The organism is Streptomyces sp. NK15101, from assembly GCF_020400725.1.
Classification (GTDB): domain Bacteria; phylum Actinomycetota; class Actinomycetes; order Streptomycetales; family Streptomycetaceae; genus Streptomyces.
The window spans coordinates 146,956-160,059 of the sequence record NZ_JAINVG010000001.1 but is presented as its reverse complement, the minus strand read 5'-3'; the positions used below and the strand labels follow the sequence as shown (position 1 = coordinate 160,059).

The window sequence follows — 13,104 nt, the reverse complement described above, 5'->3', positions numbered from 1 at the left end:
CGGGCAGGGTAATCGCCGCCCCCGGACGGTAGATTGCGCATACCTCACATATCGGAAGGGGGTGGCATGGGTCACTGGTTCTCCCGGAACATCGTCGAGCCGGGCAAGCTCCCGATGTTGCTCGCTCTGACCTCCTTCGTCCTGACATTCCTGGTCACCCGCACCGTCACCCGGCTCATCCGGGCGGGGAAGGGGCCTTTCCGAAACGTTTCCTCGGGGGGCCTCCACATCCATCACGTCGTGCCGGGCGTCGTCCTCACCGTCCTCGGTGGATTCGGCGCGGTGGCCAGCGACCGGTACGGCGTCGCCGCGGCCGTCTTCGCCGTCGTCTTCGGGATCGGCGCGGGGCTCGTCCTGGACGAGTTCGCGCTCATCCTCCACCTCGACGACGTGTACTGGTCGGACGAGGGCCGCAAGAGCGTCGAGGTGGTCGTGCTCACCGCGGCCCTGGTCCTGCTCACCCTGAGCGGCTTCTCACCGCTCGGCGTCAACGACATGACGACGGAGGAGCGCCAGGACCGGACCGCCTTCATCCTCACCGTCGCGCTGAACTTCCTCATCGTCCTGGTCACCCTGATGAAGGGGAAGGTCCGGATGGCCGTTTTCGGGATCCTCGTCCCGTTCGTGGCGATCATCGGCGCCGTCCGGCTGGCCCGCCCCGGCTCCTGGTGGTCCCGGCGCCTCTACGGCCGCCGCCACCGCGCCAGGGCCCGCTCCCGGATCCGCGCCTACCGCCACGACAAGCGCTGGACCAGGGTGCGGCGCAGGGTTCAGGACCTGATCGGCGGTTTCCAGGAGCGCGTGCCCGGACGGGGCTCGACGCCGTCCTGACCCCGTCCGCGCCAGGCCTGGACCGCGATCAGGACGAGGACGGCGGCGATCGCCGCGAGGTGCTCCTTGCCCGCCAGGTTCGCCTTGACCACGACCTCGATCACCATCGCCAGCACCACGAGCGCACCCGTCCACCGCGCCCCGTACCGCCAGCAGACGTAGACGGCGAGGCCGACCACGGCCGCCGAGGGGCCGGTGTCGACGACCTGCGCGTCGGAGGCGGGCAGCCCGAGGGGACCGTCCGGGCCGAGGGCGATGCCCACGCGCGCGTAGAGCGTGCCGGCCAGCGTCGCCAGATAGGCGACGGCGAGCGTCCGCCACCGCCCGAGGCAGATCTCGGCGATCCCGAACACCAGCAGGACCTGTGCGAGGGCGCCCCAGACGGGCAGGTCGAGCGCGGGCACGAACAGCGAAGGCGGCGTCCGCAGCAGCGCGAGCCAGAGGGGGTCCTCGGCCCGTACGGAGCCGATGTCCTGGACCGGCTGATAGCCCCAGTCCTGGTTCTGCACGAGCTGGAACAGGGCGGTCAGACAGACGGCGCCCAGCGTCATCGGGACCGCTCGCCACCTCCCGGTGACGAGCGCCGTCCGTACGGTGGTGAACAGCGGCCCCCACTCACGGCGGGCGAACTCCTTCAGGGGCCCGCTCAACGCCCGCTCTCCAGATGCCTGCGGTGCATCCACTTCGGCAGGCCGGGAGCCTCCAGGAAGCCCTCGGCCCGACCGGCGGCGAGGCCGATGCGCAGCAGGTCGGCGCTCTTCTCGAAGAGCATGAATCGGGGCTCCCAGATCGGTCGGTACTTGGCGTTGGCGCGGTACAGCGACTCGATCTGCCACCAGCGGGAGAAGAAGCTGAGCAGCGAACGCCACATGCGCAGCACGGGTCCCGCCCCGAGCTTCGAGCCACGTTCGAAGACGGAGCGGAACATCGCGAAGTTGAGCGAGACCTGAGTGATCCCGATCTCCTCGGCCCGCTGCAGGAGTTCGATGACCATGAACTCCATCAGACCGTTCTCGGAATCCCGGTCGCGGCGCATCAGATCCAGCGAGAGCCCCTTCGGCCCCCAGGGGACGAAGGAGAGCAGCGCCCGCAGCTCACCCGACCCGTCGGTGCACTCCAGCATCACGCAGCGGCCGTCCCGGGGATCGCCCAGCCGGCCGAGCGCCATCGAGAAACCGCGCTCGGTGGCCCCGTCCCGCCAGTCGTCCGCCTTGCGCAGCAGCTCCGCCATCTCGGCCGCGGGGATGTCCTCGTGGCGCCTGATCCGGACCTCGTACCCGGCCCGCTTGACCCGGTTGAAGGCCTGCCGGACCGTCCGCATCGCCCGGCCGTCCAGGGTGAACTCGCCGGTCTCCACGATCGCCTCGTCGCCCAGCTCCAGGGCGTCCAGACCGTGCCGGGCGTAGATGACCCCGGCCTCCTCGCTGGCGCCCATCACCGCCGGGATCCAGCCGTGCTCGCGCGCCTCGGCGAGCCAGGGCTCGATCGCGCCCGGCCAGGCCTCCGGGTCGCCGATCGGGTCGCCGGAGGCGAGCGAGACGCCGCCGACCACCCGGTAGGCGACGGCGGCCTTCTCGCTCGCCGACCACACGACGCTCTTCTCGCGGCGCAGCGCGAAGTAGCCGAGCGAGTCGCGCTCGCCCTGCTTGTCGAGCAGGAGCCGCAGCCGCTCCTCGTCCTCCTCGGTCAGCGGGTCGACGGCCCGCCGGGAGCGGAAGGCGGCGAAGAGCACCGCGAAGAGCAGCAGCGTGGACAGGACGTTGATGGTGACGTCGACCCAGCCGGGGGATCTGATCCCGTCGAATCCGGAGGCGTCGGAGGCCAGGGTGACCAGCCGCAGCACGCCGTACTTCCAGCGGTCCAGGAAGGTGGAGTGGCCGGTGGACTCGTTGGTGACGGTCACCAGGAGGGCGGCCGCCAGCGAGGTGACGAGCAGTCCGCCGACCGCCACCCCCGCCGCCAGCTTCGGGTTGGAGCGGTCGCCCTTCGCGTAGAACTCCCTGCGGCTGAGCAGCAGGGCGAGCACGAACGCGGCGGTGAGGACCAGCGAGATCCAGTTCTGGGCGTGCTGCCGGATCTCGGGGAAGAACATCACGAGGGCGAAGAGCAGCAGGAAGAGGCCGCTGAGCACCAGGTTGAGGATCCACGCGGCCCGTTTGCGGCGCCGCATGGTGATCGCCAGGAAGAGGGTGAAGACGCCCGAGGCGAAGCCCGCGGTGAGCATGTACGGCGTGAAGTAGTTGTCCTCGTTGTGCCGGCGCAGGTCGTTGCCGAACGAGACCCAGACGGCGCTCAGGAAGTTGATGAACGTGACGACGCGTAGGTACCAGACGGCGAACGCGGCGCCGCGCCGCGAACGGGGGGTGCTGCCCCGGGGGGTCGTGCTCCGGGGCGCTGCTTCGGCAGACAAGCGGACTTCTCCCATGAAAAGCGATCATATGGGGCGTCGCTTGCGGTGCGGAGACGCCCGGGGCGGTCACGCGCGCGTCGCGCGTGACCGCCCCGGAGCCGACCGTTCCCTTCCGTCCGCGCTCAGGCCTCCACTGCGCCGTCGGCGTCCGGAGTGGTCGGATCCGGACGTTCGGGCAGCTCCGCGGCGAACGCCGCCGCGGCCTGGACGAGGGGAAGTGCGAGCAATGCCCCGGTTCCCTCACCCACATGGACGCCGTGGTCGAGCAGCGGGTTGAGCGCCATCCGGTCCAGGGCCTTCGCCTGCGCCGGCTCCCCGCTCACCTGACCCGCCAGCCACCAGTCCGGCGCCCGGAACGCCGCCCGCTGCGCCACCAGCGCACAGGCCGCGCCCACCACACCGTCCAGGATCACCGGCATCCGCCGCACCGAGGCCTGCAGCAGGAACCCGGTCATCGCCGCCAGGTCCGCCCCGCCGACCGCGGCGAGCAGCTCCAGCTGGTCGCCCAGGACCGGCCGGGCCCGCCGCAGCGCGTCCCGGATCGCCGCGCACTTGCGCATCCACGCCAGATCGTCGATCCCGGCACCGCCCCGGCCGGTCACCACCGAGGCGTCCGTCCCGCACAGCGCCGCGATCAGCGTGGACGCCGGAGTCGTCCCGCCGACGCTCAGATCCCCGAGCACCACCAGATCGGTGCCCGAGTCCGCCTCCTCGTCGGCGATCGCGATGCCGAGCCGGACCGCCGCCTCGGTCTCCTCGACCGTCAGCGCGTCCGCCACGTCGATCCGGCCGCTGCCGCGCCGCACCCGGTGCCGTACCACCTCGGCGGGCAGCAGCTCCGGGTCGCAGTCCAGACCGGCGTCCACGACCCGCACCGGCACGCTCATCGAGCGGGCGAGCACGGCCACCGGGCTCGCCCCGTCGAGCACCGCGCGCACCAGCTCGTGCGCCGTACCCGCCGCGCGGCCCGACACGCCCAGCGAGGCCACCCCGTGGTCGCCCGCGAACAGCACGACCTTCGGCTGCTCGATCGCCCGCACCTTGACCGAGGCCTGCGCCGCGGACAGCCACTCGCCCAGCTCGTCCAGCCGCCCGAGCGCCCCCGGGGGCACGCTCAGCCGCTCCCGGCGCTCCTCGGCGTCACGCCGTATCCCGCCGTCGGGGCGCTCGATCAGATCGGAGAAGTCGTCCAGGTTCAAGGGTTCCGCCTAGTGACAAGTCAGCGAGGGCCATCAGCGATCGGAACCCTACCCGCGCAGTACGAGGGCCTGGCCCGCGACCACGAGGACGACCTCCTCGCACTCCTCCGCGAAGGACGCGTTCAGTCGGCCCAGCTCGTCCCGGAACCGACGGCCCGCCGCCGTCGCCGGCACCACCCCGGAGCCGACCTCGTTCGTCACCGCCACGACCGTGCGGCGCGTCGCCCGCACCGCCGCCACCAGCTCCGCCGTCCGCTCCCGCAGCGCCGCCTGCCCGCCGTTCGCCCAGGTCTCGTCGTCCCACGCGCCCACCCGGTCCATGGCGTCCGTCAGCCACAGCGACAGACAGTCGACGAGCAGCGCCGGACCGTCCTCCGCGAGCAGCGGCACGAGCTCGCAGGTCTCGGCCGTACGCCACGAACCCGGCCGCCGCTCCCGGTGCAGCCCGACCCGCTCGGCCCACTCCGGGTCGCCCTCCCGGGTGCCGCCCGTCGCCACGTACAGCACCTCGGGGAAGGTCTCCAGGCGCCGCTCGGCCTCCACCGACTTCCCCGACCGGGCCCCGCCCGTCACCAGCGTCCGCCGGGGCACCTCCGGCACCTCGTGGTAGTCGCCGACGTACAGCGTCGTCCCGTCCGGCACCGCCCGCGCCCCCCCCGCCGCGAGCCGCCGGTCCAGCTCGGCGCCCGTCGGCGCGTCGTGGTCCAGGTGCACCGCGATCACCTCGGTGGCCGGGCCCACCGCCCCGGCCGCCCGCAGCCGGGCCAGCCCGTCCGGCCGACCCGTCACATCGGCGACCACCACGTCGTACGGGTCGAGGGGGCCGTCCGTCAGCCCGGCGGGCGCGCCGCCCGGCGGCAGGTACAGCAACCGCTCCCCGTCCGCCGAGGTCACCTCGTACCCGGTCCCGGGGGAGTCCATCGAGACGGCCCGCACCCGGTGCCCGCTGATCAGCGTCAACTCCCGCCCGTCCGGCACCCGCCCGGCCGTCGGAAGCCCCGCGGGCACCTCCACGGCCGGTCCGGCGTGCGGATGCGTGAGCAGCACCTGCCGCACCCCCACCAGCGAATGCCCCGACCGGGCCGCCGCGAGCGCGGCCCCCGGAGTCAGATCGAGCAGCAGGGCCCCGTCCACGAGCAGCGCGGTCGCGGCACGCGCGCGCGTCCCCCGGGAGCGCGCGCACACGGCGCAGGGGCAGTCGGGACGGGGGAGGCCGAGCGGGGCGCCGGTGCCGAGCAGAGTCAGTTCCACCCTCAGATCCTCCCGCGCCACCGCGAGGCGTGCGCGCCCGGCTACGCTGCGGGCAGGAAACCGATCATCCGGTGAGCTCCAGGAGGCTTGCATGGCATGGACGTGGCGGTTCGAGAAGTCCGACGGCACGGAGGTCGAGCCGGTGGTGACCCCCGAGGAGTTCACCACCCAGGGCGACGCGGAGAGCTGGATCGGCGAACACTGGCGTGACCTCCTGAGCGGCGGCGCGGACCAGGTGACCCTCTCGGAGGACGGCACGAAGATCTACGGCCCGATGCCCCTCGACGCGGAGGGCTAAGACTTGTTCCGCAATTCACCAGAGGGTGAGCTGCGGACTGTACGCCGGTCGGGTGCCGGGCGCTCCAGCGTGGTCGCGCATATGGCGCGGCTCATCTGGGGTTGCTCGGTCCCGTCGTTCGGCGGTTCGGTGAGCAGAGGCCCCGCTCTGACGCGGAACTGCCACGCGACCAGCACCCCGAGGGGTGTTCTGGCACGGTGTGGTTGACTCACGCAGGGCTTCTTCCAGCCCTTCTCCGTACGTGATCTGTGCGTGCCGCGACCGGGCGGAGTCCAGTCGGGCTGTCTTGGGGTCGTCGGGGCCAGCCAGGTCCACGAAGGCGGCCAGGGCGGCGGAGACGAGATCCCGCTTGCCGACGAGTCCGCAGGCGATGCACTGGTGTTCCCGGTCCCGCAGCGTCTTGGTGACGCGCTCACCGCACAGGCAGTGCTGCGACAGGGCCGTGGACCAGGTGGAGGCACGCACGAGACGGCCACCGGCGGCCCGGCACTCGATCTCCAGGGCGGAGAGCGGAGATCAGCATGCCCGGCGTGGTCCGGGAAAGGCGCTTGCCCCACAGCTGGTACCAGGTGCGGATATCACAGTCCTCCACCGTCAGGCGGGGGCCGTGGGCGGCGACGATCTCGCGGGCCACGGCACGGGCCCGGTGACGCCGGTACTCGGCCGCGCTGGTGGCGGCTTCGGCCTGGCGGGCGCGCAGCTCCCGGTAGCCGTGGGACAGCCGGTCGCGGCGGAACGCCTGCTTGGGCACCCCGTCGGAGCGGGAGTCGCGGGCGCCGCCCGGCACCGTGGTCTTCTTGGGCTTCAAGCCCTGGGCGGCCCGGCGCTCAGCGCGGGCGGCCTGCCGCTTGGACAGCCCGTACTGTGCGGTGTTCGCCGCCCGGCGTGACCGCTCCAGCGCCCGAATCCGGCTCCGGCGCTTCTTCGCCTCCCGCTCCGGCCGCGCCCGCTCCTGATCGGTCGGCACGATCTCCGAGGAGCGCGGGGCACCGTCGGCAGGGTCCGGGGAGGCGGGGAAGGAGACGACGGACAGGTTGGAGACGTTGCCGTCCACCCCGCCGATCCGGTCAAGCTCGGCAGCGCGCTGCCGCATCTGCCGTACGGCCGGGGAGGCGTAGCCGGGGCCGAGGACCATCAGGTGTGCCTCGTACACCCAGCCGCCCGGCGCACCGGCCTTGCGGCGGCGCACGAGATCGACCTTGTGCCAGCAGGTGTCGGCCGCAAGGAAGTGCCGTACGCGGGCTTCCTGGCCCGGCCCCTGGGAGATGCGGACGGGGAGGACGAGGTCGCCGCGCTTGCCGTCCGGGCCGCCCGCGAACACCACGGCGAGCGGGCCGGTGTGGTCCCACCAGGTGGCCCTGCGGGTGCCCTTGTCGGTGGAGATCTTGCCGTCCGGCTTGGTCGGTGTCGGCATCCGGCGGGGCTGCATCAGGGCTTGCCGGCCTCCGCCGGCGTAAGCCACGGCGTGGCCGTGGAAGGTGCCGACGAGGCGGAATGTCTCCCACTTGTTCACGATGGTGTGGGAGCGGGCGCGGCCCGGAATCCGGGTGAAGTCGTACCAGCGACCCACGCGGGGGCGGCCGTGGCGGTTTCCCGTGTTGTCGGCGAACAGGTGCCGCCGCACGCCGTTCCACACCTCGTCGGCCATGTGCATTGCCAGGGCCTTGGAGACGTGGTGCGTGAGATGCCCTGCATCCTCAAGATGCTTGTACGCGCACCGCTCCAGGCCCCCACGGGACAGGCCGGGGCGCTGCCGTACGGCCTTCGCCCCGCGGGTGTCGCGCTCGCGTCTGGCCGCCCAGTACGCGTCGACCTTGGCGCTGGCGTCGCGCTGGACGGCCCGCTTGACCGACCACATCGCACCGAACAGCTTCTCCAGCCGGTCAAGGTCGGCCGGGGCGGTGACGGCCAGCGGCAGCACCATCACGGACACGATCCCGCCGTCGGGCTTGGTCCATTTCGGGGCCTTGTTCTTGCCTCGGAACTTCCCCCTGCGTCTGGGCAGTCTGCACGGCCGTCACCTCCCTTCGAAATCGCCCGTGTTAATGCTCTGCAAGCCCTTGGCGTGCGAACGTGCTCCAGAAGACTCCCGCCTCGCCCCCTGTGTCCGATCCGGCCATCCCTATGGCACGCACCCCTCGGTCACGGCCCCGGGTAGCCGAGGCCCCCTGCATCTCGCGCGCGTCATGAATCCGGGTCCCCTTCCGAGGGTTCCTCGGCGGGCGATGCCTCACGCCACAGGGCGGGCCCGATGTTGTCGACCGCCGTCGTCCAGGCGACGCCGGTGGCGGGCTGGACGTATGCGACATGCAGGAGCCGATCGCCGTGCCGCTCGTGAGCGACGGCCGTCAGCACTCCTTCACCTCGGCTGGCGATGTCGCGGACCCTCTGGTGAAGGAGGGGGGTGACTGTCCCCGCCCTCGGCGCCAGGCGCGCTCACCGTTCGGACTCCTCGCAGGCGTCGAACCACCGGCGGAGGAACTTCCGCCAGCCGGCCTCGGCCCGCTCTCGGAGAGCCGGGCTCAAGCCCTCCGGCGGCACGGGAATGCCATGCCGCGCTTCGTCGGAATCCATCGCTTCCATGCCGATAGCCTTAAGCGCAACAGTCTTTAAGCGGCAAGCCCTTAAGATCGCGCTTCCGGTGAGAGCGAGCAAGTAGGGTCACTGACAACAGTGAGCCGGGGGTAGGAACATGTCGGGCGATGCATGGATCAGCGAGACCGCGCCGTACCTGGCCCCGCGCAAGCCCGGTCAGAGCGACGCATGGAGCGATGAGGCCGCTCGCCATGGGCGCCGTGGCGGCCAACGCCTCCTCCAGGCAGGCGAAGTGGACGCTCCCGACGCGGTCCGCGCCGCCCTGCGGTTGTCCGCCTCTGAGCGCGTGATTGTCAGGCGTCGGCTGATTCTCCTCGATGACCAGCCCGTGGAGCTGGCCGACTCCTACTACCCCGTCGCCATCGCCGCAGGCACGCCCTTGGCGGAACCGCGCAAGGTGCCCGGTGGTGCCGTCACCCTGCTCAAGGAGCTCGGGTACACCGGCGCCGAGGTCGTGGAGGACGTGAGCGCTGCCCTCGCCACCACGGAGGAGCGCGAGCACTTGGGTCTGCCCGAGGGCAGCGCCGTCCTTCAGCTGCTCCGCCTGACGCGGACCGCCGACGGAACACCGATGGAGGCCTCCCTGATGACCATGCCTGCCGGCAGGCGCCTCACGTATCGGCTCGGGAAGCAGGGCGTGTGATGGCGAAGGAGTTCAAGGATCCGAGATCGCCGCACCAGAAGATCGCGGCGGAGATCCGGCGACAGATCACCCGTGGCGACCTCCCTCCAGGTAGCAAGCTGGGCTCGACGGCCGAGCTGATGGAGCAGTACGGCGGCGTGGCCAACACGACCGTCCAGAAGGCCCTCCAGGCGCTGAAGGCAGAGGGACTCCTCGAAGGGCTCCCGGGCAAGGGTGTATACGTACGGCAGCACGCGCAGCAGTCCGTCGAGCCGATCGCCTACATGAGGCCTGCCGGGCCGGGCGAGCCCTACCCCTGGATGTCCGAGGCCGCGAAACGCCGGCAAGTCGGCAGGTCTCGGCTCCTTGCCGTCGAGGTCGTCGTCCCGCCGAGGGAAGTGGCCGAGGCCCTGCAGTTGGAGGACGGTGAGCGAGCTGCGCTTCGCAAGCAGGTCCTTTTCCTGGACGAGGAGCCGACCGAACTCACGAGGTCGTACTACCCGCTGAGCCTGGTCGAGGGCACGGCCATCCTGGAGAAGAAGCGGATTCGGGGCGGTACGCCCACGCTGCTCGACGCGATGGGTCTTCCCCCGCGCGAGTTCGTGGACGAGCTGTCGTCCGAGATCCCGACAGAGGAGGAAGTCGTGGCGCTGGAACTTCCGAAGGACATGCCCGTACTGGTGGCCTTCCGGGTGGTCTATTCCGACGCCCGGCGCCCGATTGAGGTCACACTGATGACGAAGGCTGCGCACCGTTACCGGATGCGCTACAGGATGCCTGTGACATAGGTACGTCTTCGCCGGCCTCCCTGCGACCATGCCCAACCACGTCATCGGTCACCAGCTGCTCATCGGAAGGCCAGGCGGCGGGCACGGATCGAACACGCCCTCGCCCGCCTCAAGGGCTTCGAGGCGCTGAGGCGACACCGCCGACGCGTGACACGATCAACGACACTGTCCGCGTCGTCCCTGTCCTCCACACCCTCAAGATCGACTACCGGCAAGAGTCGGCGTGCCCCCGTTGTGGGCAGTCGTTCCGCCCCAGCGGGGCGATTGCCCACACGGGCGGGGGCGGGTACCGTGCGGCGGGCGTGCGCCCACACAGGGGGGCGCGGTCCGTGGGCCCTACATCTCGCCCAAGGTGACGTCCGTCTTGCGGGCCTTCCCGTCGCGGACGTACCCCACTGTCACCACATCCCCCGGCTTCATCGAGGCCAGCGCCTCCGAGAGCGACGTGATCGTCGTGATCGTCTCGTCGCCGAGGCTCGTGATCACGTCGCCCGGCTTCAGTCCCGCCTTCCCGGCCGCCCCGTCCGCCGGCGCCTCGACCACCGCGACGCCCGCCGGCTCGTAGCCGCCGTCGAGGACGGTGCGCCCGGTGATGTTGAGGGCCGCCCGCCCCGAGTCCGTCACCTTGCCGTTCTTGACGATCTGGTCGGCGATCGTCCGCACCATCGACGCGGGGATCGCGAAGCCGATGCCGGGCGCCGAGCCGCCGCCCAGTTCGGGGTCGGTCGCGGCGAGCGTGGGGATGCCGATGACCTCGCTGTCGAGGTTCACGAGGGCGCCCCCGCTGTTGCCCGGGTTGATCGCCGCCGACGTCTGGACCATGTTCCCGATGGTCGCCCCGGTTCCGCCGCCGGTCCGGCCCTCGCTGACCGTCCGGCCGGTCGCCGAGACGATGCCCTGGGTCACGCTGCCGGACAGGCCCAGCGGGGAGCCCATCGCGAGCACGATCTGCCCCATGTCGACGGCGGCGGAGTTGCCGAACTTCGCCGCCTTCAGCCCTTGCGGCACGCTGTCCAGCTTGAGCACGGCGAGGTCCTGCTCGGGGTACGAGGAGACGAGCCGCGCGGTCACGTGCCGCCCGCCGGTGGCCGCCGTGACCTTGAAGGTCCTCTCCTGGCCGACCACGTGCGCGTTGGTGACGACGTGCCCCTTGGCGTCGTAGACGACGCCGGAGCCGAGGCTGTTCGTCGCCTCGATCTGCACGACGGACGGCAGGACGTTCCTGATGACGGTCCGGTAGTCGTCCTGGAGCTCGTTGGCGGCGAGCGGGGCCGCCGCCTGGGTGGACCGCTCCGGGGCGGACGCGTCCCCGTCGGCGGAGGAGCAGCCGCCGGTCAGTGCGAGGGCGCAGGTCCCGGCGGTGAGCGGGAGGAGGACACGACGCGTGCGGAGGCGGGCGCGGTGACGAGCGTGGGCGTGGGCACGGGATACGTCCATGTCCGGAGTATCCGATTCCGCCCCGCCCCCGGCCCGGCGAGCGCACCCGATCAGGGGTGCGCCGGATCAGGGGGCGCGACCATCGGCCGCGCCCCCGTCAGCCCCGTACCCCGCACAGGTGCAGCAGCGCCGCGACCCGCCGGTACGGCTCCGTGCGTCCGGCCCGGTCCTCGGCGGCGAGCAGCCGCTCCAGCTCCTCGGCGGCGGGCAGGCCCGCGTCGGCGGGGATGCCGTCCGTGAAGACCCGCACGCCGTACCAGGCGTGCAGCGGCGCCGCGATCCCCGCGAGCGTCGCCGTGAGCGAGTCCAGCCGGTCGGCCCGCACCTTCACGCCGTTGTCGTCCGTGTAGACGTCGGAGTCGAAGGCCGTGAGCGCCCCGGGCCAGTCCCCGGCGAGCCCCGGCCGCATGGCCAGGGCCTCCGCGTTCCGTACCACCAGGGACAGCAGGCCGCCGGGGGCCAGCATCCGGGCCAGGCCCGCGAGCAGCGCGTCGGGTTCGTCCGCGTACATCAGCACGCCGTGACAGAGGACCACGTCGAAACTGCCGGGCAGGAAGTGCACCCCGGTCTCGCGCCCGTCGCCCTCGATCATCCGGACCCGCTCGCGGATCCCGGCGGGCTCCGTCGCCAGCGAGTCCCGGGCCGCCTTGAGGAGGTCCGGATCGGCCTCCAGGCCGGTCACGGTGTGTCCGGCCCGGGCGAGGCGCAGGGCCTGGGTGCCCTGCCCCATGCCCGCGTCGAGGATCCGCAGCCGCTGGCCCACGGGATAGCGGGCGGTTATCTGCTCGTCGAGCTGACGGGCGACGATCTCCTGCCGGATGGTGTCGCGCAGCCCGCCGTGACCGGTGGGCCAGTGCGCGACGACGGGCAGCACGGGGCCGCCCGACTCCGACGTGGCCTCGCCGAACGCGCGCCCGTCGAACTCCGAGCTGTCGGCGCTCAGGGCCGCTCTCCGCGCTTGACCTGCGGCTTCGGCAGGCGCAGTCGGCGCATCTGGAGCGTGCGCATCAGGCCGTAGGCGACGGCGCCGCGCTTGGGCTCGTTCGGGAAGCGCTCGTTCAGCTGCTTCCGCAGACGGATCCAGATGCCGATCGAGTCGATGACGATCAGGATGATCACACCGAGCCACAGCAGCAGGGAGATGTTCTGCAGCGACCGGTTGGCGTTGCCGAACAGCGACAGCACGAGGATGACCACGGCCATCGGCAGGAAGAACTCGGCGATCGCGAACCGCGAGTCGACGAAGTCGCGCACGAAGCGGCGGACCGGCCCCTTGTCGCGGGCGGGCAGGTAACGCTCGTCGCCGCTGGCCAGCGCCTCGCGCTGGCGGGCCAGGTCGGAGCGGCGTGCCTCGCGCTGGCGCTTGGCGGCCTCCTTGCGGTCGGTCGGCACCGTCGCGGCGCGCCGGCGCTGGGACTGCGCTTCGCTCCGCTTCGGGGTCGGGCGGCCCTTGGGGGCCTCGGGGTCGCGGGGCTGCTTGGTGGAGAGGTCCGCCGTCACCTTGTCGGTGGGGGCCTTCTCGTCCTTCGAACGGCTACGGAACACAAAACCCAAGGGTACGGGGTGGCGGGCATGAACCCCATGCGGGCCGGGAACGATCTGATAGCAATGCTTCGAAAAGATCTTGAAAAATTTTCGGCCTTGACGGAGCGACAGCGGAGCGGACTGCGTCT

Annotated in this window: 12 protein-coding genes; 4 read left to right on the top strand and 8 right to left on the bottom strand. The window is 71.8% G+C overall.

Going from position 1 to position 13,104, the window contains the following annotated elements:
* The first annotated feature begins 66 nt into the window (after nucleotides 1-66).
* A complete protein-coding gene (locus tag K7G60_RS00755) occupies nucleotides 67-831 on the top strand; it encodes a hypothetical protein (protein ID WP_225798773.1) in 765 nt (254 codons plus the stop codon).
* Here the strand turns inward: K7G60_RS00755 and K7G60_RS00750 are convergent.
* From K7G60_RS00750 to K7G60_RS00735, 4 genes are all read right to left on the bottom strand, one after another.
* Entirely contained in the window at nucleotides 771-1,481 is a 711-nt protein-coding gene (locus tag K7G60_RS00750) for a hypothetical protein (RefSeq protein WP_225798772.1), read from the bottom strand. The two genes, K7G60_RS00755 and K7G60_RS00750, sit on opposite strands and share 61 nt — an antisense overlap.
* On the bottom strand, nucleotides 1,478-3,256 hold the full coding sequence (locus K7G60_RS00745; protein ID WP_225798771.1) for a phosphatidylglycerol lysyltransferase domain-containing protein: 1,779 nt from the start codon (nucleotides 3,254-3,256) through the stop codon (nucleotides 1,478-1,480). The genes K7G60_RS00750 and K7G60_RS00745 overlap by 4 nt, the downstream gene beginning before the upstream one ends.
* A gap of 107 nt (nucleotides 3,257-3,363) precedes the next feature.
* Complete coding sequence (gene cobT / locus K7G60_RS00740) at nucleotides 3,364-4,440, bottom strand: nicotinate-nucleotide--dimethylbenzimidazole phosphoribosyltransferase (RefSeq protein WP_225798770.1); 1,077 nt, start codon at nucleotides 4,438-4,440, stop codon at nucleotides 3,364-3,366.
* Between the two features lie 48 nt (nucleotides 4,441-4,488).
* The gene (locus tag K7G60_RS00735) at nucleotides 4,489-5,691 is read right to left on the bottom strand and encodes a bifunctional adenosylcobinamide kinase/adenosylcobinamide-phosphate guanylyltransferase (RefSeq protein ID WP_225798769.1); all 1,203 of its coding nucleotides are present in this window, start codon (nucleotides 5,689-5,691) and stop codon (nucleotides 4,489-4,491) included.
* Between the two features lie 91 nt (nucleotides 5,692-5,782).
* On the opposite strand from K7G60_RS00735, the gene K7G60_RS00730 reads away from it, so the two are divergent.
* Entirely contained in the window at nucleotides 5,783-5,989 is a 207-nt protein-coding gene (locus tag K7G60_RS00730) for a hypothetical protein (protein WP_225798768.1), read from the top strand.
* Nucleotides 5,990-6,401: 412 nt separating this feature from the next.
* Here K7G60_RS00730 and K7G60_RS00725 read toward each other — a convergent pair whose 3' ends face one another.
* Entirely contained in the window at nucleotides 6,402-7,913 is a 1,512-nt protein-coding gene (locus tag K7G60_RS00725; protein WP_225798767.1) for a transposase, read from the bottom strand.
* 768 nt (nucleotides 7,914-8,681) lie between these two features.
* Here K7G60_RS00725 and K7G60_RS00715 point away from each other — a divergent pair.
* Together K7G60_RS00715 and K7G60_RS00710 are read left to right on the top strand one after the other, a co-directional pair.
* A complete protein-coding gene (locus K7G60_RS00715) occupies nucleotides 8,682-9,227 on the top strand; it encodes a GntR family transcriptional regulator (protein WP_225798766.1) in 546 nt (181 codons plus the stop codon).
* Nucleotides 9,227-9,994, top strand: coding sequence for a GntR family transcriptional regulator (locus K7G60_RS00710; RefSeq protein ID WP_225798765.1), 768 nt, complete (start codon nucleotides 9,227-9,229; stop codon nucleotides 9,992-9,994). Before K7G60_RS00715 ends, K7G60_RS00710 begins: the two co-directional genes overlap by 1 nt.
* Before the next feature lie 336 nt (nucleotides 9,995-10,330).
* Here K7G60_RS00710 and K7G60_RS00705 read toward each other — a convergent pair whose 3' ends face one another.
* From K7G60_RS00705 to K7G60_RS00695, 3 genes are all read right to left on the bottom strand, one after another.
* Nucleotides 10,331-11,431: a S1C family serine protease gene (locus K7G60_RS00705; RefSeq protein WP_225798764.1), complete on the bottom strand. Its 1,101-nt coding sequence runs from the start codon at nucleotides 11,429-11,431 to the stop codon at nucleotides 10,331-10,333.
* A 97-nt stretch (nucleotides 11,432-11,528) separates the two neighbouring features.
* A complete protein-coding gene (locus K7G60_RS00700) occupies nucleotides 11,529-12,305 on the bottom strand; it encodes a bifunctional 2-polyprenyl-6-hydroxyphenol methylase/3-demethylubiquinol 3-O-methyltransferase UbiG (protein ID WP_225798763.1) in 777 nt (258 codons plus the stop codon).
* A gap of 65 nt (nucleotides 12,306-12,370) precedes the next feature.
* The gene (locus K7G60_RS00695; protein WP_225798762.1) at nucleotides 12,371-12,976 is read right to left on the bottom strand and encodes a DUF3043 domain-containing protein; all 606 of its coding nucleotides are present in this window, start codon (nucleotides 12,974-12,976) and stop codon (nucleotides 12,371-12,373) included.
* Nucleotides 12,977-13,104 lie beyond the last annotated feature (128 nt).